Origin of the sequence: Nonomuraea angiospora (assembly GCF_014873145.1) — a bacterium.
GTDB classification, from domain to species: Bacteria; Actinomycetota; Actinomycetes; order Streptosporangiales; family Streptosporangiaceae; genus Nonomuraea; species Nonomuraea angiospora.
Map to the genome: position 1 here is coordinate 4,910,762 of NZ_JADBEK010000001.1, position 25,368 is coordinate 4,936,129.

A 25,368-nucleotide genomic window follows, 5' to 3' on the forward strand; every position below is an offset into this window, starting at 1 on the left:
CCGCCGTGATCAGGCCGTGCGCCGGGTGGGGACGCGGGCCTCGCGGATCAGCGCGGCCAGGTCCACCCCGGCGTCCCGGAGGATCGCGGCGGCGCCGTTCGCCTGGTCGGCGAGCAGGCCCCACAGCAGGTCCTCGCCCGTCACCGGCCCGGGGCGCCACATGGCGACCTCGATCGCCTTCCTGGAGTGCATGGCCAGCGGGATCTCCCCCAGCGGCCCGTACAAGGTCACCCGCAGCGGCCGCACCCGGGACCGCCGCAGGCTCCACAGCCCGGGCGCGTCCAGGCCCGCCCTGGTGCGGCGGTGGACGGCGTCGAGGTCGATCCCCAACGTGGCCAGCAGCGACCGCGCGTCGCCCACGTCCACCCGCGCCCGCACGTCGGCCTCGGAGGCGGTGAACGCCGCCAGCGAGAACGGCCGGACCTCGGCCACCCCCAGCAGCAGCACCTCGGCGTCGAGCGCGGGGCGGCCCGCGTCGAGCGCGAGTATCCCGGCCTTGACCACGGCCCTGCGGGCCCCTTCGGTGAACCTGGCGAACACGCGGCTACCTCCCCGTCCTGCGAGCATGCTTGCGATGAGCCGACTGCCGCCGAACCCCCAGCGCGTCGGCGATCTGCTCCCACGACCAGCCCTGGGCGCGGGCGTTCGACACGTGCGTCGCCTCCAGCTCCTCCAGCAGGGCCCTGAGCGCGGCCACGGCCGCCAGCCCCACTCCGGGATCGCGATCGCCGGCCGCCTCGGCCAGCTCGGTGACTTCCATGGTGTCAGCATGTGCTGACAAGCACCCGCTTGTCAACACATGCTGACACAATGATCAGAGCCGCTCGGCCAGGACGACGAGGACGGGCAGCGCCGCGGCCAGCCGCTCGCGCTCCACCATGCCCCGCCGGTGCAGCCCGGTGAGGACGGTGCCGACGGCCTGGGCGGAGATGCGTTCGAGCCGCGCGATCTGGGCCGAGGTGTGGGGCTTTGGTAACTTCACGGCACTATGTGTTACGACGACGACGCCGCACCGCCACGCCTCCAGCCGCCCATCACCGGCACCCGAGCCGCCGCCATCCGCCTGACCTCCTCCGACGGCACGTCCTTCGCCGCGTACGAGGCCCATCCCGACGAGGTCCGGGGTCCGGGCGTGGTGATCCTGCCCGACCTGCGCGGGCTCCACGAGTTCTACAAGCAGCTGGCCGTACGGCTGGCGGAGCAGGGCCATCCGGCCGTCGCCATCGACTACTACGGCAGGACCGCCACCGACGACGACCGGGGCGAGTCGTTCTCGCTTATGGCGCACGTCGGCAAACTGACCAGGGAGGGCATCCAGTCCGACCTGCGGGCCGCGGCCGACCACCTGGGCGGCCCGGCCGTGGCGCTCGGGTTCTGCATGGGCGGGCGCAACGCGTTCTTCGCCTCGGATCCCAGGTTCGGGTTCGCGGGGGTGATCGGGTTCTACGGGGCGCCGGGGATCGCGGGGCCGTACGGTCCCGGCCCGACGCAGCACGCGGCGGAGCTGGGGGCGCCGATCCTCGGGCTCTTCGGCGGGGCGGACGAGGGGATCCCGGCCGAGGCTGTCGCGGAGTTCGACCAGGCGCTCACGGCGGCTGGGGTGGAGCACGAGATCGTGACCTACCCGGGCGCGCCGCACGGCTTCTTCGACGCCGCCCACGCCGAGCACGCCGCCGCCTGCGAGAACGCCTGGAAGCGGGTGCTCGCCTTCCTGGCGAGCCACTGACCGGCTAGCTCGGGCCGGCTAGCTCGGGCCGGCTAGCTCGGGCCGGCTAGCTCGGGCCGGCTAGCTCGGGCCGCCGCAGGTGGTGCGCATGGTCAGGGTGGCCTCTTCCAGCGAGAACGCGACCTCGACCCGTCCCAGCTCGGCCGTGCTCCCCACGTGGGTGCCGCCGCACGGGATGGACGCCTCGCCCTCCGGGAGCGAGCAGTGCCACGTGCGGCGGGCGGTCAGCCCCGGCCCCGGGACATCCAGCCGGACCGGCGCGCCGGCCGCCACCCAGGCCGCGAGCTGCTCGTTCGCCTGCTGGGCGACCTTCCCGAAGTCCAGGCCCTCGGCGGAGAACCCCTTCTTGCGCAACGACTTGCCCAGGCGGTAGACGTCGACGCTGCCGTGCGGCTCGATCCGCGACGACACGATCGCCGCCTGGTCGAAGTCGGGGTGCCCGAGCGGGTCGGGGGTGGCCTCCTTGCGCCAGTGGCCGGCCAGGGCCGCGTTCACGGCGAGCGCGGCCAGGTGGCAGGCGGTGTGGCCCGCCGAGAGCGCCGCCCGGAAACCGGCGTCCACCTCGAGCTCGACCTCCGCCCCGACGGGCAGCGGCGTCTCGGTGACGTGGACGACCAGCCACTCCCAGCCCTCCGTGCCGCGCCGCACCGGGATGGCGTCGCCGACGAAGACCTCGCCGGTGCTCGACTGGGCCCCTGTCACGCAGTCGACGACCGGCAGACCTCCGATCGTGCCCCGGTCTGCGGGCTGGTCGGGCCAGGTGTGGTCAAGGGGGTGGAACGGCGTCTCGGCGACGACGAGACCGTGCCGGTCCCCCACCGGCACGGCCCCGACGATCTCGGAACGGCCGGCGGCCCGGCCGTCAGGGAAGGTGACGACGGTGGATCTCATCGCGTCATTCTCGCAGGCACCGCCTGCTCGTCCTCCAGGTAGCGGTTGCGGCCCGCGTACAGGCCGGTGAACAGCTGCACGACGAGCACCACGAAGATCAGCGTGTACGGCAGCGTCCACCCGCCGGTCACGTCGCGCAGCACGCCGACCAGCAGCGGACCGGCGCCGGCGATGAGATATCCCGCACTCTGCCCGAACGCCGACAGCGCGGCCGTGGCCTCCGGCGTACGGGTGCGCAGGGCCAGCATCATCAGCGCCAGCGGGAACGACCCCATGCCCACCGCCACCAGCGTCACCCAGAGCAGCGCCAGGTCGGCCGGCCCGGCCCACAGCCCCAGGAACCCGGCCGCGTAGAACGCGACGAGCCCGACCACGGCGGGACGCTGGTCACGGAAGCGGGAGGCGACCACGGGCACGACGATCGAGACCGGGATGTTCAGCGCGGTGAACACGCCGAGGATCGCCCCGGCCTCCGACGTGCTGAAACCGCTGTCGGTGAGGATGGTGGCGAGCCAGCCGAACATCATGTACGCGATCATCGACTGGGTGCCGAAGTAGACCGCGATCATCCACGCCAGCTTGCTGCCGAGGAGGCGGCGGAGGCCCGCGTCCCGGCTGCCCGCGTCCCGCTCCGGCTCACTGCGCAGAAGCGCAAGCCACGGAATGGCGGCGACGGCGGCCAGGGCCGCCCACACGCCGAGCGCGATGTGCCAGTCGCCCGACGCGCGCTCGATCGGCACGGTCGCGGCGGCGGCCAGCATGGTGCCGACCGCCAGGGCCGTGGTGTAGACGGTGGTCATGATCCCGGTGCGGGCCGGGAAGTGGCGCTTGATCAGCGTGGGGATGAGCACGTTGCCGACCGCGCCACCGGACAGCGCCACGGCGCTGCTCAGCAGGAACACCGGGGCGGAGCCGACGAGCGACCTGACCAGCATGCCGACGCCCAGCGTGACGAGGGCGAGCAGGAGCAGGCGGTGCTCGCCGACGCGCCTGGCCAGGGTGGGCGTGATCGCGCCGACGCTGGCGAAGGCGAGGACGGGCAGGGTGGTGAGCAGGCCGGTGCCGACGCTCGTCATGCCCAGCGCGCCGGTCAGCTGGTCGAGGAGCGGGCCGACGCTGGTGACGGCGGTGCGCAGGTTGAGTGCGGCGAGGACGATTCCGAGTACGAGGAGCCAGGCGAGGGATCCGGTGGTTCGGCCTCGTGCCTCTTGGGTCAGCACGCTCATTTCGGGGGCGGTCCTCCACTCATCAAGTCATAGGACGAATCGCCATCTTAACAGGACCGAAATATCCATTTATTCCTGGCTGTGTCAGCGTTTGTGGCGTAGCACCCAGTAGAGGCCCACCACCGGGAGCACGAGCGGGATGAACACGTACCCCTTCCCGTACGCCGACCACACCGTCTCGTCGGGAAAGGCGGCCGGGTCGAGGACGCTGAGCGTGCCGATGATCAGCACCCCGGCCAGCTCGATCCCCAGCCCCACCAGCGCGAGCAGCCGCGCCCCGCGCCAGAGTGCGACGGTGAGGGCGATGTAGACGGCGGCCGCGAGGGCCGACAGCGAGTACGCCAGCGGCGCCTGGTCGAACTTGGACGCGATCTGCACCGCCGCGCGAGCCCCGGCCGCCAGCGAGAACAGCCCGTAGACCGCGATCAGGGCACGTCCGGGCCCGGTGCTGATGGAGGCGGTCACGCGCCCCCCGCCCAGATCTGCAGCATCCGCCCCGTCATCACCGCGATCGCGAACCCCGCCACGACGAGGATCGCCGCCCCCCACCTGCTCCGCTCCGCCAGCGCCAGGAACACCCCGGCGGGCGGGATCACCACCTGGCCCCCGACGTAGCCGAAGAGCGTGACCTTGTCGGCGGGCCCCTGCCCTCCGGCCACCGCCGCGATCACGAAGCCCGCCTGCACCAGCACGGCCACCTCGAGCACGGCGAACCCGACCAGCAGCACCATGCCCATCGGCCGGTTGCGGATCGCGACGATCAGGCTCGCCAGCATGAGCAGCAGCGAGGCGACGATGACGATCGTGGAGATGACGGTGTTCATCGGGGCTAAGGCTATCCCCAGGGCGCCCCGGTCCCCATTTCGCGGCACCTGGAAGGCGAAGGCGGCGCTACCGCTCCGGGACGGCGCGTTCGATGCCGTCGAGGACCCAGTTGAGGCCGCGTTCGAAGTTGTCGTCCGCCCCGCGCACCCCCTGCTCGATCATCGGCGCCAGCCGCGGGAACTCCCCGCTCTCGACCAGCTCCTTGATGTACGGCTCCGCCACGGCCGCCCGCTCCGCCTCGTTGATCCCCTCCGAGCGCGGCGCCCCGCGCTCCTGCGCCTCCCGCACCACGAACCCGGTCATGTAGTCGTTGAACACGGCCAGGAACCGCCACCGGGTCAACTGGTCGAGCCCCAGCCCGTCGAAGGCGGCCAGCTTCTGCTCCACGTGCCGCAGCGCGTTGGGCCCCACTGCCACCCGCTGCGAGATCAGCTCCACCCGCCACGGATGCCGCAGCACCAGCTCGCGCTCCCGCCGCGCCATCAGCAGCAGCGCCTCGCGCCAGGAGGACGGCAGCGGCTCCTCGACGAGCACCTCGGCGCTGACCTCGTCGAGCATCAGCGCGAGCAGGTCCTCCTTGCGCTCGATGTACGAGTACAGCGTCATCGCCCGCGCGTCCAGCTCGGCGGCCACCCGCCGGATCGAGACGGCGGCCAGCCCTTCGGCGTCGGCGACGGCGATGGCGGCGGCCACGATGGCCTCCCGGGTCAGCACCGGGCGGCGGGGTGGCGTGGGACGGGACCAGATCGAGCTCACGCCCAGATCCTAGACACCGTACGAAAGTGCTACGGTGTACGACATGCGATACAGCGTACGAAGTTCGCTCTGGACCACGGGCCTGGTCGTCCTCCTGGGCGTCGTCATGACGATGCTCGACACCACGATCGTCAACGTCGCGCTCGGCACCCTGGCCCGCGACTTCCACACCACGCTCGCCACCATGCAGTGGGCGGTCACCGGCTACCTGCTGGCCCTGTCGATGACGGTCCCGGTCACCGGCTGGGCCGTGGGCAGGTTCGGCGCCAGGAACGTCTGGCTGGTCTCGCTCGTGCTGTTCGTCGCGGGGTCCGCGCTCACCGCCGCCGCCTGGTCGGTCGGGAGCCTGGTCGCCTTCCGCGCGGTGCAGGGGCTGGGCGGGGGCCTGCTCCTGCCGGTCGGCCAGATGATGCTGGCCAGGGCGGCCGGGCAGGAGCGGATGGGCCGCGCGATGGCCATGATCTCGCTCCCGGCGATGCTGGTGCCCGTGCTCGGGCCGCCGCTGGGCGGGGTGATCGTCGAGGGCCTCGGCTGGCGGTGGCTGTTCCTGATCAACGTGCCGTTCTGCGCGGTGGCGCTGCTGGCGGCGTTCCTGCTGCTCCCCCGCGAGCCGGGCGCGAGCCCGCAGGGGCTCGACGTGCTGGGCCTGGCGGTGCTCTCGCCCGGCCTGGCCGCGCTGGTCTACGGGCTGTCCGAGATCGGCAACGGGGCCTCCCCGCTCCACCCCGCGCTGTGGATCGGCGTGGCGCTGGTCGCCGGGTTCGCCGTGCGGGCGCTGAGGACGACGGGCGCGCTGCTGGATCTGCGGTTGTTCGGGAACCGGCAGTTCGCCGCCGCGGTGGGCGCGCTCGTGTGCTACTCGGCCGCCATGTTCGGCTTCACGGTGCTCGTTCCCCTCTACAGCCAGCTCGCGCAGGGCGGGAGCCCGCTGGAGGCGGGCCTGCTGCTGGCCCCGATGGGGATCGGCGCGGCGATCACGATGCCGGTCGCGGGCAGGCTGACCGACAGCAGGGGGCCGCGCGGCGTCGGCGCGGCGGGCGTGGTCGTGGCGGTGGCGGGCATCGCGGGATTCGCGGCGTTCGGGGGTCTCGTGCCGATGTTCGTCCTGGGGCTCGGGCACGGGCTGGTGTCGACGTCGGTGATGGCGGCCGCGTTCAAGACGCTGGAGCCGGCCGCCATCCCGGCCGCGACCACGCTGAGCACGATCGCGGTGCGGCTCGCCTCTCCGTTCGGCGTGGCGGTGCTGGCCGTGCTGTTGCAGGTGTTCACCAGGACGGGCGTGGAGCGGCCCTTCACGTACGCCTTCGGCGTCGCGATCGCGCTGGCGGCCGTCTCGCTGGTGCCGATCGCGCTCATAGGATCGAAGGCATGGAGAGGATCCTCGTCAGCGCCTGCCTGATGGGCCGCCGGGTCCGCTACGACGGTCGCGCCAAGACCAGCTCGGACGCCCGGCTCGCCGCGTGGCGCGAGGAGGGGCGGCTGGTGCCGCACTGCCCGGAGGTGTCGGGCGGGCTGCCGATCCCGCGTCCCGCCGCCGAGATCGAGGGCGGCGCGGGCGGGGCGGCCGTCCTGTCCGGGGCGGCGCGCGTGCTGGCGAGCGACGGGTCCGACGTGACGGCCGAGTTCCTGGCGGGCGCGCGGTCGGCGCTGGCCGTGGCGCGCTCGCACGGCATCCGGCTGGCGGTGCTGAAGGAGGGCAGCCCGTCGTGCGGCGCGCTGTCGATCTACGACGGTACGTTCAGCGGCCGGCGCGGCCCCGGCCAGGGCGTCACGACGGCGCTGCTGGAGCAGCACGGCATCCGCGTGTTCACCGAGGACCACGTCGACGAGGCCGCCGACTATCTGCGGACCCTGGAGCCGTAGCCCCGCCCTCTCCGGACCCTGGAGCCGTGGCCCCGCTACCTCCGGACCCCGGAGCCGTGGCCCCGCGCACCCTGGACGCGTAGAAGGAGCCTGCCAGCCCGGCGGCGAGCAGGACCGCGGTCACGCTGTGATACCAGCTCAGCAGCGCGCTCGACGGGCCCGCCCCGAGCGCCAGCGACAGGATCCCCATCAGCACCCCGCCGAGCGCGGCCGAGTGGCTGTAGATGAGCCCGTCCCAGGCCCACCCACGCCCGGCGAGCACGCCGTACGCCCCCGCGAACATGGCCGCGGCGCACAGCGTCTCCACGATCGCGGCCGGCACGATCACGGGCTCGCGTACCGGGCCGAACGAAATCCCGGCGTGCAGCAGCCCGAACGACAGGAAGATCAGCGCGTACAGCAGCGACAGCCCGCCCAGGGCCCTGCGGAGTGCGTCCATGTGATCCACTCTCACACCCGCGCCGGGCCGGCGAATCGTCCCCAGGGAGGCGGTCCGGATACCACGCCCGCCGTAGCAGGCGGGCGGCGCTCGTCAGTACTCCCAGGTGTCGGTGCGCTGCTCATGGCTGATGCAGAACACCCCCGTGCCGTGCTCGCCCTTGACCAGGTCCACCCTGATCCAGCCGGTGGCGCGGGCGACCTTGGCGGTGTAGCCGCTGACCGGGGTGGCCGACACCAGGCGGCAGCCCTCCGGGCCGAGCGTGAACGCCACCTCGCCGCCCTTCACCTTCACCACCTTCAGCGGTTTGCGCGGCGCGGGGCTCTTCACGGGACTCTTCACTGGGCTCTTAGTCGGGCTCTTGACCGGCTTTCCGGGCGCCCGACTCGGGCTGGGGGTGGGGCTGGGGCTGGTGAGGGTCAGCGGGGCTTCGTCGGCCGCGATCGTCTGGGCGGCGAACGGCTCCACGTCCACGTCGTCCACGAACTCGTCCCGCAGCACCCCCCGCACGCCGAACCACGAGACCGACACGGCGACCGCGGTCGCCCCGCACCAGATCGCCGCGTATCTAAGGGCCCGACGCATAAGACGGATTATGTACGGTTGGTGCGCATGGCGACGGTTCTCGTAGTGGAAGACGATGAATTCGTCAGATCGGCGATCATCCACGAGCTCGGCCGGCGCGGGCACGCCGTCCGCAGCGCCGGGTGCGCGCTCGACGCGCTCAGGGAGATCTCGCAGCGCCCGCCGGACGCCGTCGTCCTCGACCTCGGCCTGCCCGACCTGGACGGGTCCGAGGCGCTGCGCATGGTGCGCGGCGTCTCCGACGTGCCGGTCATCGTGGCCACGGCCCGCGACGACGAGACCGAGATCGTCCGGCTGTTACGGGCGGGCGCGGACGACTACCTGGTCAAACCGTTCTCCGGTGACCATCTCAGCGCCCGGCTGGACGCCGTGCTGCGCAGGGCCAGGTCCGCGCCCGCGCCCCAGATCTTCCGCGTCGGCGGCCTGGAGGTGGACGTGGCCCGGCGCGAGGCCGCGCTCGACGGCGGTCCGCTCTCGCTGACCAGGCGCGAGTTCGACCTGCTCGCCTACCTCACCGCCCGGGCCGACCGCGTCGTCACCCGCCAGGAGCTGCTGGCCGAGGTCTGGCGGCAGTCGTACGGCGACGACCAGACGATCGACGTGCACCTGTCGTGGTTACGGCGCAAGCTCGGCGAGAGCGCCTCCCAGCCGCGTTACCTGCACACGGTCCGGGGCGTCGGCGTGATGCTGTCGGCACCCCGATGAGAGCGCCCCACGAGAGCGCCCGTGAGAGCGCCCGTGAGGGCGTGCCGATGAAGGCGGTCCCGATGAGAGCGTCCCGATGAGACGGACGCTGGCGGTGCTGATGGTCGCGGTCACCTCGATGGTCGCGCTGGCCTTCCTCGTGCCGCTCGCGCTGATCGTCAAGGAGACCGCGCAGACCAGGGCGCTGGCGGGCGCCGAGCGGCAGGCGTCCGCGCTGGTCCCGGTGCTGGCACTGACGACCAGGAGCGACGACCTCGGGCACGCCATGGCCCGCACCGAGGCAGGCCGGCGCGGCCTGCTGGCCGTCCACGTCAAGGGCGGCGCGACGCAGGGCACCTCCCGCGCGCCCGCCGCCGAGGTGGCCAGGGCCGCCCGCGAGACCAGGGCGAGCACCGTCGAGCTGGACGGCGGATACGTGCTGCTGCGCCCGGTCGCGCTGGACGAGGACCGGGGCGCGGTGATCGAGGTGTTCGTCCCCGCCGCCGACCTCAACCGGGGCGTCTTCACGTCATGGGCGGTGCTGACCGGGGTGGCCGTGGCACTGGTGCTCGGCTCGGTGCTGGTCGGCGACCGGCTCGGGGCGCGGGTCGTACGCTCGGCGCGCCGGCTCGGCACCGCCGCGACCGCGCTGGGAGCCGGTGACCTGAGCGAACGCGTCTACCCCGACGGGCCACCGGAGCTCAAGGCGGCGGCGACCGCGTTCAACGCCATGGCCAACCGCGTCACCCAGCTCCTGGCCGCAGAGCGGGAGCTGGCCGCCGACCTCTCCCACCGGCTCCGCACCCCGCTCACCGCGCTCAAGCTCAGCCTGGATCAGCTCGGGCCGGGGGCGGAGCCCGGCAGGCAGGCGCTGGCCAGGCTGGAGGGCGAGGTGGACACGATCATCGCGGCGGCGCGGCGGCCGTCGCGGGCGGCCAGGTCGTGCGACGCGGCCGAGGTGCTGCGCGAGCGGCTGACGTTCTGGTCGGCGCTGGCGGAGGACCAGCGGCGCCCGTGGGAGCTGGTCGGGGCCACGCTTCCGGTGCGGGTGCCCGTACCGGCCGGTGAGCTGACGGCGGTGGTGGACGCGCTGCTCGGGAACGTGTTCAGGCACACGGCGGAGGGCACGGCGTTCGGCGTCACCCTGCACGAGGGCCAGGACACCGTCGGCATCCTGATCGCCGACGCGGGGCCCGGCATCGCGGACCCGGACTCGGCGATGGAGCGGGGCAGCAGCGGCAGCGGGTCCACCGGGCTCGGGCTGGACATCGCGCGCAGGCTCGCCGAGTCCACTGGGGGCCGGCTGCGGCTGGACCGGTCGTCGATGGGCGGGGCCCAGGTGCAGGTGTGGCTGCGTACTGAAATAGCACCTAAGCCAGCCTTAAAGGACACTTAAGCCCGAAGTCTCGCTCTTTCGGGTGCTTCAAGGTGATCTACATGCAGATCACCCGTAAGGCGCTCGTCGCCACCACCCTGGCCGCCCCCACGCTGCTCGTGCTCGCCGTCGCCCCCGGCACGGCCTCGGCGCACGGCACCATGAGCAACCCGCCCAGCCGCACCATGGTCTGCTACAGCGAGGGCCCGGAGAACCCGAAGTCGGCCGCCTGCAAGCAGGCCGTGGCCATCGGCGGCACCCAGCCGCTCTACGACTGGAACGAGGTCAACATCGCCGACGCGGCGGGCCGGCACCGCCAGATCATCCCGGACGGGAAGCTGTGCAGCGCGGGGCGGGACAAGTACCGCGGGTTCGACCAGGCGCGGGCGGACTGGCCCGCGACGACCCTGGCGAGCGGCGCGTCCCACACGTTCAGGTATCGGGCGACCGCGCCGCACAAGGGGTCGTTCGAGCTCTACATCACCAAGGACGGCTACGACCCGGCCAGGCCGCTGAAGTGGTCGGATCTGGAGGCCAAGCCGTTCCAGACCGTGCAGAACCCGGTGGTGACGGACGGCTTCTACACGATGAACGCCAAGCTGCCCGCCCGGCAGGGGCGGCACCTGATCTACGCGATCTGGCAGCGCGGCGACAGCCCCGAGGCGTTCTACTCCTGCTCGGACGTGGTCTTCGGCCAGTCCAACCCGGTCCCGGCCCCCACGCCCACCGGCACGCCGACCGCCACCCCCAAGCCCACCCCCACGACCGCCCCCACTCAGCCCTCTGGGGACGCGCCGGCCGTCAACGCGGGCGTCGGCGTCGCCCCGGCCGGGGCCGAGGTCGGACAGCAGGTGAGGGTGACGGCGGTCTGCGGCGGGTCGAAGGTGCGTGACGTGACCTCGAACGCCTTCGCCACCGTCCGCACCCGCCCCGCCGCGCCCACGGCCACCTGGTCGTCGGCGCTCAAGGCGGTCAAGGCGGGCCGGTTCGGGGTGACGGTGCGCTGCGAGAACGGCGGCGTGGCGCGTACCGCTCTCACCGTCGGCTGATCGGGAAAGCAACCCGACCGTTTTCCCGGAAACCTTCTCTCCTTCCCAGGAGTCGTACAGATGGGACGCGTCGGAACACGGGGGATTCCGCGCGTCAGGGGGCCCGATTTCACATCGAAACGGGGAAGGGACTCGGCAATGCCTGTCGACCTGAACAACGCACAACCTCTGGCCTGGGACTCGGCCACGCTCGACGCGGACACCAAGGCGATGCTCGACAATCTCCAGCCGAACATCCTGCGCGCCCACGTGCGCGAGCACCTGTCCGTGCTGTTCGTCAGGTTCAACGACGCGGCGGAAGGAAGGGCGTTCCTCCGGCACGTGGCGACCACCAAGATGAAATCGGCCCGCGAGCACCTGCGGGAGGTGCGCGACTTCAACGCGAAAGGCGGCCGCGGCACGCCGTACGTGGGCATCGGCATCAGCAAGGCCGGCTACCGCGACCTCGGCCACTCGGTCGAGGACGTGCGCAAGTTCGGGGACCGGGTGTTCCGCGACGGCATGAAGCGCCGCGTCGCCGAGGTCGCCGACCCGCCCGTGGAGACGTGGGAGCGCACGTACCAGCGGGAGATCCACGCCGTCATCCTGATCGGCGACGCGGAGCCCGAGCCGGTCGCGGCGCTGCGCGAGGAGATCCTCGGCGAGCTGCCGGAGAGCGCCCGGCTGCTGGGCGAGGAGACCGGGCAGGGCATGCGCAACCCCGCCGGCGACGGCATCGAGCACTTCGGGTACGTGGACGGCCGCAGCCAGCCACTGTTCGTGAAGGACGAGGTGGACAAGGAGCCGAAGCAGCACTGGAACCCGGCGTTCCCGCTGAGCAACGTGCTCGTGCCGGACCCCTTCGCGCCGAACCCCGTCCGCCACCACGGCAGTTACCTGGTGTTCAGGAAGCTGGAGCAGAACGTACGGGCGTTCAAGGAGATCGAGCAGGAGCTGGCCGACAACCTGGGCCTGGTCGGCGCCGACCGCGACCGGGCGGGCGCCATGCTCATCGGCCGGTTCAAGGACGGCACGCCCCTGACCAGCAAGCCCAAGGCGGGCGGCGGGCCGGTGGGCAACGACTTCACCTTCGACGGCGACGACGGCAGCAAGTGCCCGTTCAGCGGGCACATCAGGAAGACCAACCCGCGCTCGTTCGGGCGTGAGGTGCTCATGGCGCGGCGCGGCCAGACGTACGGGGAGCGGACCGACGAGCCGTGGGACGACTCGCCGCCGCAGACCCGGCCGAGCGGCGAGGTCGGGCTGCTGTTCATGGCGTTCAACGGCAGCCTGCTGAACCAGTTCGAGTTCACGCAGCAGTCGTGGGCCGACAACCCCGACTTCGAGAACCCGGCCACCGGGCACGACCCGGTGATCGGGCAGGGCGATCGGGACATCAAGGTCGCCTTCCCCAAGGTCTGGGGCAAGCCGGAGCTGTCGGCGCCGCAGGCCCAGGTGGCCCAGACGGTCACGATGAAGGGCGGCGAGTACTTCTTCGCGCCGTCGCTGGCATACCTGCGGAACCTGTAACCGGGGAGGGCCGGGCGTTCTTCTTTCTCTACGGAGAAGGATGTACGCCCGGTTCACCCCGCCGGAGGAGGAGACCGCGGCCTCGAACCAGCACGATCGATAGCATGACCATCGGACTGCTGCTCGCCCTCGCCGCCCTGGCCCTCGTCGACAGCACCAGCTTCGGCACCCTCGGCATCCCCGTCTACCTGCTGCTGACCTCCAAACGGCCGGGCGGGCTGCTGATCTACCTGGCCACCGTCGCGGTCTTCTACTTCCTGGTGGGGGTCGCGCTCATGCTGGGGCTGTCCACGGTGATGGAGCGCTTCGGCGACGCGCTGCGCAGCGAGCCCGCGTACTGGGTGCAGCTCGTGCTGGGCGTGGGGCTGTTCGCGCTGAGCTTCAGGCTCGACCCCAAGCGGCGCGCGAAGCTGGGCAAGCCCGAGCGCCGCTTCGAGCCCCGGGTGGGCGGTCCGCGCGTGATGGTGCTGCTGGGGCTGACCGCCGGAGTGCTGGAGGTGGCGACGATGGTGCCCTACCTCGCCGCGATCGGCATCATGACCACGGCGGGGCTGACCATCGGGCAGTGGGTGCCGGTGCTGGGCGCGTACGTGCTCGTCATGATCCTGCCGCCGCTGGCCCTCATGGGGCTGCGCGCCGTGGCGGGAGCCTGGCTGGAGCCCAAGCTGGAGCGACTGCGGGCCTGGATGAGCAAGCACGCGGCGTCAGCCCTGAGCTGGGGCGTTGCCATCGTCGGATTCCTGCTTGCCCGGGATGCGGCGTTTTATCTGTTCTTCCAGAGACCGTAGGATCGGATGCCTCCGCTGGATCTTCGGGGGGAGATCTGTGATGTTGCGGGCGTTCCTGCGGACCGAGGCAGGCAGCACGACCGTGCTGCTGGTGGCCACGGTGCTCGCCCTGCTCTGGGCCAACTCGCCATGGGGTGACACCTACGAGGCGTTCTGGCACACCCCCATGGGCATCTCCTTCGGGGACGCCGACTTCTCCCTTGACCTGCGGCACTGGGTCAACGACGGGCTGATGAGCATCTTCTTCTTCCTCATCGGCCTCGAGGTCTCCTACGAGGTGCGGCTCGGGCAGCTCAGGGACCGGCGGCTCATCGCCGTGCCCGCCGTCGCGGCCTTCGGCGGGATGCTGGTGCCGGCCGGCGTCTACCTCCTGCTCAACTTCGGCGGGCCGGGCGCCGGCGGGTGGGGCGTGCCCATCGCCACCGACACTGCGTTCGTGCTGGGCGTGCTCGCCATCGTGGGGGCCCGGTGCCCCGATCCGCTGCGGGCGTTCCTGCTGACGCTGGCCATCGTGGACGACGTGCTGGCGATCATGATCATCGCGATCTTCTACACGGCCAGCCTCTCCATCCCCGCGCTCCTCACCGCCGTCGTGCTCCTCGGGGCCATCGTGACCCTGCGGTGGCTGCGGATCTGGCGGGCGCCCGCCTACGTCGTGCTGGGGTTCGCGCTCTGGGTGGCCACCCTGGAGAGCGGGATCCACCCGACGCTGGTCGGCATCGCGCTGGGCCTGCTGGTCTTCGTCTACGCGCCCACGGACCAGAAGCTGCTGCTCGCCGGCGAGGCCGTGCAGGAGTTCACCAGCGAGCCGAGCGCCCGGGCCGCCAGGGAGGCCACGCGGCGGGTCCAGCGGGCCGTCTCCGTCAACGAGCGGCTGCAACTGCGCCTGCACCCGTGGAGCAGCTACGTGATCGTGCCGATCTTCGCCCTGGCCAACGCCGGGGTGCGGCTCGACGGCGAGACCCTGCGGGCCGCCCTGACCTCGCCCGTCTCCATCGGGGTGGCGCTGGGTCTGGTGCTCGGGAAGTTCGTCGGGATCTCCCTCGGCACGTGGCTCCCGCTCCGGTTCGGCTGGGGGATCCTGCCCGGCAACCTGGTGTGGGGGCAGCTGCTGGGCGGGGCGGCCGTGTCCGGGATCGGGTTCACGGTGGCGCTGTTCATCGTGGACCTGGCCTTCAGCGGGTCACCCGTCCAGGCCCAGGCGAAGATCGGCATCCTGGCGGGGTCGCTGCTGTCGGCCCTGCTGGGGTCGGTGATCTTCCGGTTGGCGTGGGATCGGGGCGGGGTGTGCGCGCCGCCCGAGGCCGAGCCTCCCGAGGAGCTGCCCGACCGGCTCACCGTGCCGGTCGGGCCGGCGGACCACGTGCGCGGCCCCGAGAACGCCAAGATCACGATCGTCGAGTACGGGGACTTCGAGTGCCCGTACTGCGGGCGGCTGCACCCGGTCCTGGAGGAGATCCGCCGGAAAAATCCTGATGTACGGATGGTTTTCCGGCATTACCCGATCCGTACGCTGCACCCCCGGGCCGCCTCGGCCGCGATCGTCTCCGAGGCCGCGGCCGACCGGGGCAGGTTCTGGGAGATGCACGACATCCTCTACGACAACCAGCGCTTCCTCACCGACGCCGACCTCGAGCACTACGCCGCCGAGCTGGACGTCGACCCCTGGTCCGACGTGCCGGGCCACGCCGCGCGGATCGCCCTCCACGAGGAGTCCGGCCGCGACAGCGGCGTGCGCGGCACCCCCACGCTCTTCCTGAACGGCGTGCGCTACCAGGGCGGTCTGGACGAGGGGTCGATCAGCCGAGCATTGGACGATCTACGCAAATCCCCGTAGCGTCGTCGCGTCCGGCTTCTCCCCGATCGGAGCTTCCTGATGCTTGCCGACATCAGCAACATCCTCACCTTCGCCGTGATGGGCATCCTGTTCCTCTTCGGCGTCATCGTGACCGTGATGGCTCGACGCGAGCACGGCTCGGCAGCGATGATCGGCATGTCGGGCTGCATCCTGCTCCTGCTGGGGCTGGCGTTCGACGGCTTCCGCTCTTTCGTGCTGTATCCGCAGCTGGGCGCGTCGATCGGCGTCGAGGCCGTGACCGTCACCAACCTGGTCTCCCTGCTCTTCAACGCGGGCGGCACGGCCCTGCTGATCTGGGCCGTGGTGGCCCGGCGCAAGCCGCAGCCCGCCCAGCCGCAGCCCGCCCAGCCGCAGGGCCCCGTCCAGCCTCAGCAGGGCCCCGGCTGGCCTCAGCAGGGCCCCGGCTGGCCGCAGCAACCCCCGTATCCGCAGCAGCCGTACCCGCAACAGCCGCAGCCCGGCTGGCAGAACCCGCAGCAGCCGCCCTACGGTCACGGCCAGAGCTGACCGACCCGCGGGACGAGTCCCCCGGGGAAGTGTGACAATGGGAGGGCACGCCCCCACTCTCCGCAGCGGCTCCTGAGGAGATCATGACTCGAGAGCAACCTGACCCGCAGGGACAGGACCCCCACCAGACGATCAGACACCGCAAGCCCTCCCCGACACAGCCCTTCCCGGCGCAGCCCGCCCCGCAGGGACCTCCCGGACAGGTCCCGCCGCCACGGCGCGGAAACCCGCCCCCGCAGGGCCCCCCGACCGTGCGCGTGCCGCCACCCCCGGCCCCGCCGACCGTGCGCGTGCCCAGGCCCGGGCGGCCCCAGGATCCGCCCTCCACGCAGCGGCTCCCCTACACGCCGGACATGCTGCCCGACGTGTCCCACTACGAGGCCAAGCCGCCTAGATCGGCCTGGTGGTGGGCGATCGTGGCCGGTTCGCTGGTGCTGCTGGTGGCGGCCGTCGCGGTGGCGGCGATCCTGTGGGCCCGCTCCAACGCCTAGCCCGCCCGCCGGGTGAAGTCCATCGTCCAGTTCGTCTCCCAGGTCAGCCCGCCGTCCGCCGAGAACGCCTGCTCCCAGCGGGCCGCGTCCGGGCCGAGCACCGTCCAGATGAACCGGCACCGCACCCGCCTGCCCTCACACGTCTCCTCCCCGTAGAACTCGCCCCGGTTCCCCTCGAACTCGCCCACCATGGGCGAGGTGTCGAGCATGCCCGTCGTGCTGCTGGCCCAGTAGATCGACCACTGCCGCGACGCGGGGTTGTACACGCGCACGGTCATCCCGCTGGACCCCTTGGACGGGAACGTGATCTCGTCGAAGCTGGCCGCCCCGTCGAAGTGCCGGCTGGCCACCGAACGGCCGGGGAACTCGTCCCATTCGTCGCTGCCGGCGAGCGGCTTCACGAGCCTGCGGTTGTCAACGTCCCAGTGTCCGGCGAGAAAGTCGAAATCGTTCATGCGGGCGACGCTAGGCCGGGGTCACTGACAGGTAGTGTCAGTGAATGTGCGTGCTTCCCGCCTGGTCTCGATCCTGCTGCTCCTGCAGACGCGCGGCCGGATGACCGCGCAGGATCTGGCCGAGCGGCTGGAGGTCTCGGTACGCACCATCTACCGCGACGTCGAGTCCCTGCACGCCGCCGGCATCCCCCTGTACGGCGACGCGGGCCCGAAGGGCGGCTACCAGCTGCTCGACGGCTACCGCACCCGGCTCACCGGGCTGACGGCCGACGAGGCCGAGTCGCTGTTCCTGGCCGGCCTGCCGGGTCCGGCGGCGGAGCTGGGGCTGGGCGCGGTGGTCACGGCCGCGCAGCTCAAGCTCATGGCGGCGCTGCCGGTCGAGCTGCGCGACCGCGCCGGACGCATCCAGGAGCGCTTCCACCTCGACGCGCCCACCTGGTACCGCGACCAGGAGCCGGTGACCTACCTGCCCGCCGTGGCCGACGCCGTCTGGAACGAGCGCCGCATCCAGGTCAGATACCGCCGCTGGAAGGCGCCCCAGGAGGTGGAGCGGCGGCTGGACCCGTACGGGCTGGTCGTCAAGGCCGGGCGGTGGTATCTCGTCGCGCGGGCGGGCGAGGACGTGCGCACCTACCGCGTCTCGCAGATCCTCGACCTGCACCCGCTCCCCGAGAGCTTCACCAGGCCGGACGGCTTCGACTTAGCGGCCTACTGGCAGGGATACCTGGCCGAGTTCGAGGCCCGGCTGCGGCGGGGCGAGGCGGTGCTCCGGCTGTCGCCGCGCGGCGTCGAACGCGTGCCCGACCTCATGACCCCCGGCGTGGTGGCGGCGGCCAGGGAGAGCGCCCAACCGCCCGACGAGGAGGGCTGGACGCGGGTCACGGTGCCGATCGAGTCGATCGAGCACGCGCTGGCCGAGTTCCTGCGGCTGGGCACGGACGCCGAGGTGCTCGCCCCCGCCGAGCTGCGTGACCGCATGGCCGCCACCACCGCCGAGCTCGCCGCCCGCTACCACCCCGCCTGAGCCACCGCGATCGTCCCGCCTGAGCCGTCGCTACCGCCCCATCTGAGTCTAAGCGACTATCTCCCCGTCCGGGCCGCCGACTCCACCTGCCAGCAGTGCGTCCAGTGGCCCTCCCCCAGCGCGGTACGCGCGGGCGCCTCCTCCGAGCACACCGGCAGCGCCACCGGGCAGCGCGGATGGAACCGGCACCCGCCCGGCGGGTCGATCAGGCTCGGCGGCTCACCGTGCCGGGTGGCCTCCGGCGCCGCCACCCGGTCGGGATCCGGCGCCGACTCCAGCAGCAACCGCGTGTACGGGTGCCGCGCCGCCTGCGTGAGCTCCTCGCTCGGCCCGCTCTCGATCAGCCGTCCCGCGTACATGACCGTGATGTCCTCGGCGAAGTAGCGGGCGCCGGCGATGTCGTGCGTGATGTACAGCAGCGCCAGCCCGCTCTCCCTAGCCAGCCCCTCCAGCAGCCGCAGCACCCCGAGCCTGATCGACACGTCCAGCATCGACACGGGCTCGTCGGCGATCAGCGCGACGGGCCGCACCGCGAGCGCCCGCGCGATGGCCACCCGCTGCCGCTGCCCGCCGGACAGCTCGTGCGGCAGCTTGTCCATGAACTGCTCGACCGGCGTGAGGCTGACGCGTTCGAGCAGCTCGGCGACCTGCGCGCGTTCCTCCGCGTCCGAGCGCACGTGTCCGTGGATGCGCAGCGGCCTGGCCAGGTGGTAGCGCACCCGGTGGAAGGGGTTCAGCGAGGCGAACGGGTCCTGGAAGATGAGCTGCACCTGCCGCCGGAAGTCCCTGAACGCCGCCCCTCGGTGGGCGCGCACCGGCTCGCCGCGCAGCAGCACCTCGCCCGACGTGGCCGGATAGACCTGCGCCAGCAGCCGCGCCACCGTGCTCTTGCCGCAGCCGCTCTCCCCCACCAGCGCCGACACCGTCCCGGCCCGCAGCGCGATCGACACGTCCTCGACGGCCCGCACCGGCGGCCGCCTGCCGAGGCGGCCCCGGGGGCCGCGGGCCGCGGTGAAGTGCTTGGTGAGGTTCCGTCCCTCCAGGACGATCATGACGCGTCCTCCAGACCGCGGCCGCCGTTCAGCAGGCACGCGACGTCGCCTTCGAGCTCGGGCAGGACCGAGGAGCATTCCGCCACGGCCATCCCGCACCGCGGGTGGAACGCGCATCCCGGTGGCAGCGCCCTCAGGTCGGGCGGGCTGCCGGGGATGCCCAGCAGCTCCTCGCGCGGCCCGTGCAGGCGCGGGAACGAGCGGAGCAACCCCAGCGTGTACGGGTGCCGCGGCGACCTGTGGATGGCCTTCGCGGACCCGGTCTCCACGACCCGGCCCGCGTACATGATGGCGATCCGGTCGGAGATCTCCATGAGCAGCGACAGGTCGTGCGTGATGAACACGACCGCGAAGCCGTACTCCTGCCTGAGCTCCCTGATCTCGTGGAGGATGTCGCGCTGGACCACCACGTCGAGCGCGGTCGTCGGCTCGTCCATGATGATGATCTCGGGGTTGAGCGCGAGCGCGATGGCGATGGCCGCGCGCTGCCGCATGCCGCCGGACAGCTCGTGGGGGTAGGAGCGCCGCCTGTCGGCGCTGATGCCGACGCGTCGCAGCAGCTCGACCGCCCGCTCCGCGCGATCGCTGCGGGACATCCCCGGCACGTGGACGCGCAGGACGTCGTCGATCTGGGCGCCGACGGTGCTGACCGGATTGAGGGCGTTCATGGCGCTCTGGAAGACGACGGCCAGCTCCTTCCAGCGGAAGGCCCTGAGCCGGCTCTTCCCGAGCGCGAGCACGTCCACCGACGAGCCGTCCTGGCGGCGGTAGACGACCGAGCCCGAGGTGATCGCGGCGGGCGGCCGCAGCAGCCGGGCGACGGCGTTGGCCAGCGTGGACTTGCCGCTGCCGCTCTCCCCCGCCAGGCCCAGCACCTCGCCGCGGCGCAGGTCGAGGGAGACGCCGGCGACGGCGTGCACGGTGCCGCTGCCGGACAGGTAGTCGACGCTCAGGTCGCGGATCTCCAGGACGTTCATGTGCGGGCCTTCACCTTGACCGTTCGCAACCGGGGGTTGGCGATCTCGTCGATGCCGAAGTTCACCAGCGCGAGTCCGGTGCCGATGAGCGCGATGCACAGGCCGGGCGGGATGAACCACCACCAGGCCCCGATGAGCAGCGCCTGGCCGTTCTGCGCGAAATAGAGCATGCTGCCCCAGCTCACGGTGGACAGGTCGGCCAGGCCGAGGAACGACAGCCCGGCCTCGGCCAGGATCGCCGCGACCACGGTGGCCAGGAAGCTGGTGGCGATGACGGGCAGCAGCACGGGCAGGATCTCGAAGAAGACGATCCGCAGGGCCCCCTCGCCGCTCGCCCGCGCGGCCTGGACGAAGTCGCGCCGCCGTACGGACAGGGTCTGCGCCCGCAGCACCCGCGCGCCCCAGGCCCAGCCGGTGACCGCGATCACCACGGCCACGGAGGCGACCCCGCGCTGCGGCAGGTAGCCGGCCAGCACGATGATCAGCGGCAGGGCGGGCAGCACCAGGAAGATGTTGGTGAGCACGGACAGCACCTCGTCCACCGCGCCGCCGAAATAGCCGCCGACCAGGCCGACCGCGACCGCGATCACGTTGGCGATGACCGCCGAGAGCAGGCCGACGCCCATCGAGACGCGGGCGCCGTACACGATCTGGGTGAGGACGTCCTGCCCGGTCTGCGTGGTGCCGAGCCAGTGCGCGGCCGACGGGCCCTGGAGCCCGTCGTCGCCGGTCGCGGCCGGGTCCGCGCCGATGAGCAGCGGCCCGAGCACGGCCATCAGCGTGAAGAAGGCGAGGATGCCGGCGCCGATCTTGATCTTCATTCGGACTCCTGCCTGGTTCGGGGGTCGAGCACCACGTACGCCAGATCGGCCAGGAAGTTGGCGACGAGCACGGCCAGCGAGATGACGAGGAAGATGCCCTGCATGAGCGGGAAGTCCTCGTTCTCCACCCCTTTGAGGAGCATCGACCCGATCCCGGGATAGGAGAAGACGATCTCGGTCAGCACCGAGCCGCCCACCACGAAGCCGAGCGACAGGGCGAAGCTGGTGATGTTGGGCAGGATCGCGTTGCGGGCGGCGTACGCCCACATGACCCTCCTGGAGGTCAGCCCCTTGGCCTCGGCCATCACCACGTAGTCCTCGCCGAGCGTGGTCACCATGACGTTGCGCATGCCGAGGATCCGGTCGGCCATCGACGCGGCCACGATCGTCACCGCGGGCAGCGCCGCGTGGTAGACCACGCTGCCGGCGAACTCGCCGGTGAGGCCGGGCATCACGTCCAGCCCGTACGCCCTCGACACGGGGAACCACTGCAGCGTCACCCCGAAGACGAACACCAGCGCCAGCGCCACCCAGAAGTACGGCACCGCGTGCATGAACGTGGCCGCCGGCAGCACCCCGTCGAGCCAGGTGCCCCGCTTCCACGCCATGAGCACGCCCAGCGAGGTGCCCATCAGGTAGCTGATCAGGGTGGCCACCCCGACGAGCCCGACCGTCCACGGCAGGCTGCCGGCGATGACCGTGGACACCTCGGCGGGAAAGAAGGTGATCGAGCGGCCCAGCTCCCCTTGAGCGAGATTGCCCAGGTAGTCCAGATACTGCTGCCACAGGCTCGCGTCGCTGATGCCGAACGCCCGCCGCATCGCGTCGATGGCGGCCGGGTCGACGTTGCCTTTCATCCGGGCCACCAGCAGCTCCACCGGGTCCCCCGGCATGAGCCGGGGGATCAGGAAGTTGAGCGTGACGGCGGCCCAGGCGGTCAGCAGGTAGAAGCCGAGCCGCCGGGCCAGGAACCTCACTTGACGGCCGGCTTCAGGTGCAGCAGCACGACCGCGGCGTCGGGCGAGGTGTACGGCGACGGCATCGCGTACGGATCCTGCTCCGACGGCCAGCCGACATATTTGGTGGTCCGGAACTGCGCCCATCCCGGGCTGTAGAACAGCGGCAGCTGGGGCAGCTTCTCCACCATGATCCGGCCCAGCCCCTGCGTGGCCCGCTGCTGCTCGGCCAGGTCGTCGGTGGCGGCGTACTCCTCGATCAGCCGGTCGGTCGCGGCGTCCTTCCACCGCTCGTAGTTGCCGCTCGCGGCCTCACCGACGGGCTTGAACAGCCCGCCGAAGAGCATGAAGCGCAGCTGGAAGTACGGGGTCGGGCCGCCCTCGGCGCCCCTGATCGACAGCTCGTAGTCGCCCTTGCCGACCTTCGACACCCAGTCCTGGAAGGCCACGCCCCTGGTCTCGACCGTGATGCCGACCTTGGCCAGGTCCTCCCTGATGAGCTGGGCGGCGTTCACCCAGTCGGTGAACGGCGACGGCACCAGCAGCGTGAACTTCAGCTCGGCCGGGTTCACGCCCTTGAGCAGTTCCCTGGCCCTGGCCACGTCCACCTTGAACGCGGCGTCCTTGTACTCCGGCGGCACGTACGCCTCGCCGCCCGGCATCGGCACGCCCGTCGGGTGGGCGACCTTGGTGTAGCCGCGCTCGGCCACCTTGACGATCTTGTCCCGGTCGATGGCGAGGCTCATGGCCTGCCGTACCTCCGGCCTGGCCAGGACCGGGTTGGTCAGGTTCGGCAGCAGCGAGACCAGGCCCGCCGGCGGGAAGAAGAACTTGTTCTGCTCCGGCTTGCCCTGCACGAAGATCTTCTGGATGTCCGGCACGAACGCGCCCGCCCAGTCCACCTCGCCCTGCTGGAGCGCCGTCTGCAGGGCATTGGCCGTGTACGCCGGGAAGCGCAGCAGCGGCACCTCCGGCTTGCCCGGCTGCCAGTAGGACGGGTTCTTCTCCATCTCGTAGAGCTGCGCCGAGAACTTCGACAGCTTGTACGGCCCCGTGCCGACCGGCTTGGCGTTGGTGAACGTCGCCGGATCCTGCTGCTTGTCCCACAGGTGCTTGGGCACGATGGGCGAGCCGCCGGCGATGTTGTAGAGCTTGGCGTACGAGGTGGTCCTGAAGTCGACGCGCACCTTGTCCGGTGCCAGCGCCCGCGCGTCCTTGATCTCCAGCGCGGACGTGTTGAGCTGCGCGTGGTCCTTCAGCATCTGGAAGGTGAAGGCCACGTCGTCGGCGGTGAACGGCTGCCCGTCGCTCCACTTCACCCCCGGGCGGAGGGTGAACGTGAGCGACTTGCCCTTGTCCGACCATTCGTACTTCAGCGCCAGCCACGGGACGATCTCTCCGGGCTTGAGCTTGTTGAAGTACATGAGGGTCTCGTAGATCATCCCGCTCGTGCCGAAGTTCACGCCTTCGAGGTGGTACGGGTTGAAGTCCTCCTGGAACGTCCCCGCGTCCACGGCGTGGATCACCAGAGGGGGCGCGCTCGTGCTGTTCTTGCCGGTGGGGCCGCCGCTGCTCGAACAGCCGGCGAGGGCCAGGGCGAGGAGTAATGCCAGACAGCGTTTCATTGGGGGGTGGCCTTTCCGAAATACTTCGTCCGGAGGTCGCGCGAGCCCTTCGGGGCGGCGAAGGCCTGGGCGCGCTCGAATCCGGCTGGTGCGCCGCGCACGATCGTCAGCGCGCGGTAGTACTCGACGTACGGGAAGCCGTAGGTCTCGCCTCTGGCATAGGCGTACCCGGTGATCGCCTCCGACCAGAGCTCGTACGCCTCCTCCGTCAGCTCGACGAACACGTCGGGGACGAAGCCCTCGGCGTCCTCCCAGTTGTCGGCGTAGTAGAGCTCGCCCGCCCAGTAGGCCGGGTGCTCGCGTTCGAGCGTCTTGAGCCCGCCGTAGAAGCGGGCGTCCTCGACGATCCGGTGGGTACGGGCGTGATCCTTGTGGATGGACGCGCTCCAATGGGTCAGGATGACGTCCGGGCGCAGCTCCCTGATCAGGTCGCCGACGCGCAGCTTGACCTCTTCGTCCTCGGGCAGCAGGCCGTCCTCGTAGTCGAGGAAGCGCACGCCCGCGCCGATCCGCTCGGCGAACGTCTCGGCCTCCTCGCGCTTCTGCCTGGCGTAGTCGGGGACGGGCAGGCGGGGGTGGCCGCGTTCGCCAAGGGTGAGGTGGAGGAGCGTGGCCCGGTCGCCGCGCAGGACGTGCTGGGCGAGCACGGCGCCCGCCGTCAGGTCCAGGTCGCCCGCGTGCGCGCCGATGGCCAGGACGTGCGTCATGCCGCCTTCCTCATCACGTGGAAGCGCCGGGTGATCTCGTAGCCGGCCTTGGTGTAGAGGCGGCCGGCCGGGCTCGCCTCGCCGGTCCAGAGGAACCACGACGAGTGGAGCCCTTCGGCGCGCATCATGGTCATGGTGAGATGGAGCAGGATCTTGCCGAGGCCGGTGCCGCGCTGCTCGGGGTCGACGCCGAAGGGACCGAAGCGCTCGGGGATGCCACGGTAAGCCGCATACAGCGCGAATCCCACTATTTGATCTTTTTTCGCGATGATCATCCGTTTCGGATCGCGATGCCGGCGGATCGCCTCACCCCAGTCGGGGTTGAAGGCGTCGGCCGCGAAGCGGATCAGCTCGGGCAGCTCGCCGTCGGTGGGGCTGCGGAAGGCGTACCCCTCGCTCTCGCGCTCGGCGCGCAGCTCGCGTACGTCGTCGGGGGTCACGTAGCCGACGAGCGTCCGGTCCATGGCGACCGGCGAGTACAGGGTCCGGAAGCCGAGCCCGTTGAGGAGCCGGTAACCGTCGGGGTAGAGCTCGGCGTCCGCCCCGGGGAGCACATAGTTCGGCGTATAAGACGAAAAATCGACCTTCGTCCGGCCGGCCTGCTCCAGGAACGCCACCGCCTCGCCCACCAGCCGCCTCCCGAGCCCGCCCCCGCGATGCTCGGGGACGACGAAGAAGAACGGGATCCAGCCGGTGTCCGGCTCCAGGTCGGTGCCCGGGGCCAAGGGGGTCAGGCGGCGCACCGCGTACGCGCAGCCCACCACCCGGCCGCCGGAGACGGCCACGCGCAGGCCGTCGGGGTCGAAGTTGGGGTCGAGCAACACGCAGTCGCGGAACCAGGAGGAGGTGGCGGGATCGGCCGGCATGCTGCGGTTCCAGGCGTCCACCAGGGAGACCTCGTCACCGGACGCGAAGGCGCGGACTGTGACCATCGGGGTCCTTTCACCTTTGGCTCTCCGGTCCCAGCTTTCCCATGGTCATCGAGCCGGGTCAAGATGATCCGGGAATTTATTTTCTCCCTCGGCGCATGTTTAGAAAATTTCTTTTGCGCCACCCCGCACCCGAAACTTTCACGTGCGGCCGACCCGCAGTCACCCTTAGCCGCAGGTCACCTCGCTATCCCGACAGGTCACCAGCAGCAGCGATTGCGCTGGCGAAAGTTTCTCTTCACACTCGCAA

30 protein-coding genes are annotated in these 25,368 nt (G+C 71.4%); 12 read left to right on the forward strand and 18 right to left on the reverse strand.

What is annotated here, in order from left to right; all coding sequences use genetic code 11:
- Window positions 1-9: 9 nt before the first annotated feature.
- From H4W80_RS63710 to H4W80_RS22160, 3 genes are read right to left on the reverse strand one after another with little or no spacing between them, the layout of a single operon-like run.
- Entirely contained in the window at window positions 10-540 is a 531-nt protein-coding gene (locus tag H4W80_RS63710; protein ID WP_192786845.1) for a Clp protease N-terminal domain-containing protein, read from the reverse strand.
- A 4-nt stretch (window positions 541-544) separates the two neighbouring features.
- Window positions 545-760, reverse strand: coding sequence for a helix-turn-helix domain-containing protein (locus tag H4W80_RS22155; RefSeq protein ID WP_192786846.1), 216 nt, complete (start codon window positions 758-760; stop codon window positions 545-547).
- A gap of 54 nt (window positions 761-814) precedes the next feature.
- On the reverse strand, window positions 815-982 hold the full coding sequence (locus H4W80_RS22160) for a hypothetical protein (protein ID WP_192786847.1): 168 nt from the start codon (window positions 980-982) through the stop codon (window positions 815-817).
- A gap of 6 nt (window positions 983-988) precedes the next feature.
- Here H4W80_RS22160 and H4W80_RS22165 point away from each other — a divergent pair, with 6 nt between their 5' ends.
- Entirely contained in the window at window positions 989-1,726 is a 738-nt protein-coding gene (locus H4W80_RS22165; protein ID WP_192786848.1) for a dienelactone hydrolase family protein, read from the forward strand.
- Window positions 1,727-1,786: 60 nt separating this feature from the next.
- Here H4W80_RS22165 and H4W80_RS22170 read toward each other — a convergent pair whose 3' ends face one another.
- From H4W80_RS22170 to H4W80_RS22190, 5 genes are all read right to left on the reverse strand, one after another.
- Window positions 1,787-2,617: an alanyl-tRNA editing protein gene (locus H4W80_RS22170; protein WP_192786849.1), complete on the reverse strand. Its 831-nt coding sequence runs from the start codon at window positions 2,615-2,617 to the stop codon at window positions 1,787-1,789.
- On the reverse strand, window positions 2,614-3,843 hold the full coding sequence (locus H4W80_RS22175) for a CynX/NimT family MFS transporter (RefSeq protein WP_192786850.1): 1,230 nt from the start codon (window positions 3,841-3,843) through the stop codon (window positions 2,614-2,616). The genes H4W80_RS22170 and H4W80_RS22175 overlap by 4 nt, the downstream gene beginning before the upstream one ends.
- Window positions 3,844-3,927: 84 nt before the next feature.
- Window positions 3,928-4,308 (reverse strand): hypothetical protein, encoded by a 381-nt coding sequence (locus H4W80_RS22180; RefSeq protein WP_192786851.1) that lies wholly within the window; start codon window positions 4,306-4,308, stop codon window positions 3,928-3,930.
- Window positions 4,305-4,667 (reverse strand): hypothetical protein, encoded by a 363-nt coding sequence (locus tag H4W80_RS22185; RefSeq protein ID WP_192786852.1) that lies wholly within the window; start codon window positions 4,665-4,667, stop codon window positions 4,305-4,307. The genes H4W80_RS22180 and H4W80_RS22185 overlap by 4 nt, the downstream gene beginning before the upstream one ends.
- Before the next feature lie 67 nt (window positions 4,668-4,734).
- Window positions 4,735-5,424 (reverse strand): TetR/AcrR family transcriptional regulator, encoded by a 690-nt coding sequence (locus tag H4W80_RS22190; protein ID WP_318786997.1) that lies wholly within the window; start codon window positions 5,422-5,424, stop codon window positions 4,735-4,737.
- 43 nt (window positions 5,425-5,467) lie between these two features.
- On the opposite strand from H4W80_RS22190, the gene H4W80_RS22195 reads away from it, so the two are divergent.
- Both H4W80_RS22195 and H4W80_RS22200 read left to right on the forward strand, forming a co-directional pair.
- Entirely contained in the window at window positions 5,468-6,823 is a 1,356-nt protein-coding gene (locus H4W80_RS22195) for a DHA2 family efflux MFS transporter permease subunit (protein ID WP_192786853.1), read from the forward strand.
- Window positions 6,793-7,287 carry a 2-thiouracil desulfurase family protein gene (locus tag H4W80_RS22200; protein ID WP_192786854.1) on the forward strand — a complete coding sequence of 165 codons (495 nt, stop codon included), beginning with the start codon at window positions 6,793-6,795 and terminating at the stop codon, window positions 7,285-7,287. The genes H4W80_RS22195 and H4W80_RS22200 overlap by 31 nt, the downstream gene beginning before the upstream one ends.
- Here H4W80_RS22200 and H4W80_RS22205 read toward each other — a convergent pair.
- Both H4W80_RS22205 and H4W80_RS22210 read right to left on the reverse strand, forming a co-directional pair.
- The gene (locus tag H4W80_RS22205) at window positions 7,232-7,726 is read right to left on the reverse strand and encodes a hypothetical protein (protein WP_192786855.1); all 495 of its coding nucleotides are present in this window, start codon (window positions 7,724-7,726) and stop codon (window positions 7,232-7,234) included. The genes H4W80_RS22200 and H4W80_RS22205 overlap by 56 nt on opposite strands.
- A gap of 93 nt (window positions 7,727-7,819) precedes the next feature.
- Window positions 7,820-8,311, reverse strand: a complete 492-nt coding sequence (locus tag H4W80_RS22210; RefSeq protein ID WP_192786856.1) for a hypothetical protein — start codon at window positions 8,309-8,311, stop codon at window positions 7,820-7,822.
- A 27-nt stretch (window positions 8,312-8,338) separates the two neighbouring features.
- On the opposite strand from H4W80_RS22210, the gene H4W80_RS22215 reads away from it, so the two are divergent.
- The 8 genes from H4W80_RS22215 to H4W80_RS22250 all read left to right on the forward strand — a co-directional run bounded on the left by H4W80_RS22215 (window position 8,339) and on the right by H4W80_RS22250 (window position 16,572).
- Window positions 8,339-9,016, forward strand: coding sequence for a response regulator transcription factor (locus tag H4W80_RS22215; RefSeq protein WP_192786857.1), 678 nt, complete (start codon window positions 8,339-8,341; stop codon window positions 9,014-9,016).
- A gap of 76 nt (window positions 9,017-9,092) precedes the next feature.
- Entirely contained in the window at window positions 9,093-10,391 is a 1,299-nt protein-coding gene (locus H4W80_RS22220; protein ID WP_192786858.1) for a sensor histidine kinase, read from the forward strand.
- Window positions 10,392-10,432: 41 nt separating this feature from the next.
- Window positions 10,433-11,419: a lytic polysaccharide monooxygenase auxiliary activity family 9 protein gene (locus tag H4W80_RS63715; protein ID WP_192786859.1), complete on the forward strand. Its 987-nt coding sequence runs from the start codon at window positions 10,433-10,435 to the stop codon at window positions 11,417-11,419.
- A gap of 138 nt (window positions 11,420-11,557) precedes the next feature.
- Complete coding sequence (locus tag H4W80_RS22230) at window positions 11,558-12,928, forward strand: Dyp-type peroxidase (RefSeq protein ID WP_192786860.1); 1,371 nt, start codon at window positions 11,558-11,560, stop codon at window positions 12,926-12,928.
- A gap of 104 nt (window positions 12,929-13,032) precedes the next feature.
- Entirely contained in the window at window positions 13,033-13,716 is a 684-nt protein-coding gene (locus H4W80_RS22235; RefSeq protein ID WP_192786861.1) for a GAP family protein, read from the forward strand.
- Window positions 13,717-13,756: 40 nt separating this feature from the next.
- Window positions 13,757-15,553: a Na+/H+ antiporter NhaA gene (nhaA, locus tag H4W80_RS22240; protein WP_192786862.1), complete on the forward strand. Its 1,797-nt coding sequence runs from the start codon at window positions 13,757-13,759 to the stop codon at window positions 15,551-15,553.
- A gap of 39 nt (window positions 15,554-15,592) precedes the next feature.
- Window positions 15,593-16,081: a hypothetical protein gene (locus tag H4W80_RS22245; RefSeq protein WP_192786863.1), complete on the forward strand. Its 489-nt coding sequence runs from the start codon at window positions 15,593-15,595 to the stop codon at window positions 16,079-16,081.
- Between the two features lie 257 nt (window positions 16,082-16,338).
- On the forward strand, window positions 16,339-16,572 hold the full coding sequence (locus H4W80_RS22250) for a hypothetical protein (protein ID WP_192786864.1): 234 nt from the start codon (window positions 16,339-16,341) through the stop codon (window positions 16,570-16,572).
- Here H4W80_RS22250 and H4W80_RS22255 read toward each other — a convergent pair.
- Window positions 16,569-17,027 carry a hypothetical protein gene (locus H4W80_RS22255; RefSeq protein WP_192786865.1) on the reverse strand — a complete coding sequence of 153 codons (459 nt, stop codon included), beginning with the start codon at window positions 17,025-17,027 and terminating at the stop codon, window positions 16,569-16,571. The genes H4W80_RS22250 and H4W80_RS22255 overlap by 4 nt on opposite strands.
- A gap of 46 nt (window positions 17,028-17,073) precedes the next feature.
- Between H4W80_RS22255 and H4W80_RS22260 the strand changes: the two genes are divergently transcribed.
- Window positions 17,074-18,051, forward strand: coding sequence for a helix-turn-helix transcriptional regulator (locus tag H4W80_RS22260; RefSeq protein ID WP_192786866.1), 978 nt, complete (start codon window positions 17,074-17,076; stop codon window positions 18,049-18,051).
- A gap of 56 nt (window positions 18,052-18,107) precedes the next feature.
- On the opposite strand, the gene H4W80_RS22265 is transcribed toward H4W80_RS22260, so the two are convergent.
- Genes H4W80_RS22265 through H4W80_RS22295 form a run of 7 tightly spaced genes read right to left on the reverse strand, consistent with a single transcriptional unit; the run spans window position 18,108 to window position 25,121 of the window.
- Window positions 18,108-19,103, reverse strand: a complete 996-nt coding sequence (locus H4W80_RS22265; RefSeq protein ID WP_192786867.1) for an ABC transporter ATP-binding protein — start codon at window positions 19,101-19,103, stop codon at window positions 18,108-18,110.
- Entirely contained in the window at window positions 19,100-20,080 is a 981-nt protein-coding gene (locus tag H4W80_RS22270; RefSeq protein WP_192786868.1) for an ABC transporter ATP-binding protein, read from the reverse strand. Before H4W80_RS22270 ends, H4W80_RS22265 begins: the two co-directional genes overlap by 4 nt.
- Entirely contained in the window at window positions 20,077-20,901 is an 825-nt protein-coding gene (locus tag H4W80_RS22275) for an ABC transporter permease (protein ID WP_192786869.1), read from the reverse strand. Before H4W80_RS22275 ends, H4W80_RS22270 begins: the two co-directional genes overlap by 4 nt.
- Entirely contained in the window at window positions 20,898-21,878 is a 981-nt protein-coding gene (locus tag H4W80_RS22280; RefSeq protein WP_192786870.1) for an ABC transporter permease, read from the reverse strand. The genes H4W80_RS22275 and H4W80_RS22280 overlap by 4 nt, the downstream gene beginning before the upstream one ends.
- Window positions 21,875-23,482 carry an ABC transporter substrate-binding protein gene (locus H4W80_RS22285; RefSeq protein ID WP_192786871.1) on the reverse strand — a complete coding sequence of 536 codons (1,608 nt, stop codon included), beginning with the start codon at window positions 23,480-23,482 and terminating at the stop codon, window positions 21,875-21,877. The genes H4W80_RS22280 and H4W80_RS22285 overlap by 4 nt, the downstream gene beginning before the upstream one ends.
- Window positions 23,479-24,189 carry a PIG-L deacetylase family protein gene (locus H4W80_RS22290; RefSeq protein WP_192786872.1) on the reverse strand — a complete coding sequence of 237 codons (711 nt, stop codon included), beginning with the start codon at window positions 24,187-24,189 and terminating at the stop codon, window positions 23,479-23,481. Before H4W80_RS22290 ends, H4W80_RS22285 begins: the two co-directional genes overlap by 4 nt.
- Window positions 24,186-25,121: a GNAT family N-acetyltransferase gene (locus H4W80_RS22295; RefSeq protein WP_192786873.1), complete on the reverse strand. Its 936-nt coding sequence runs from the start codon at window positions 25,119-25,121 to the stop codon at window positions 24,186-24,188. Before H4W80_RS22295 ends, H4W80_RS22290 begins: the two co-directional genes overlap by 4 nt.
- Between the last annotated feature and the right edge of the window lie 247 nt (window positions 25,122-25,368).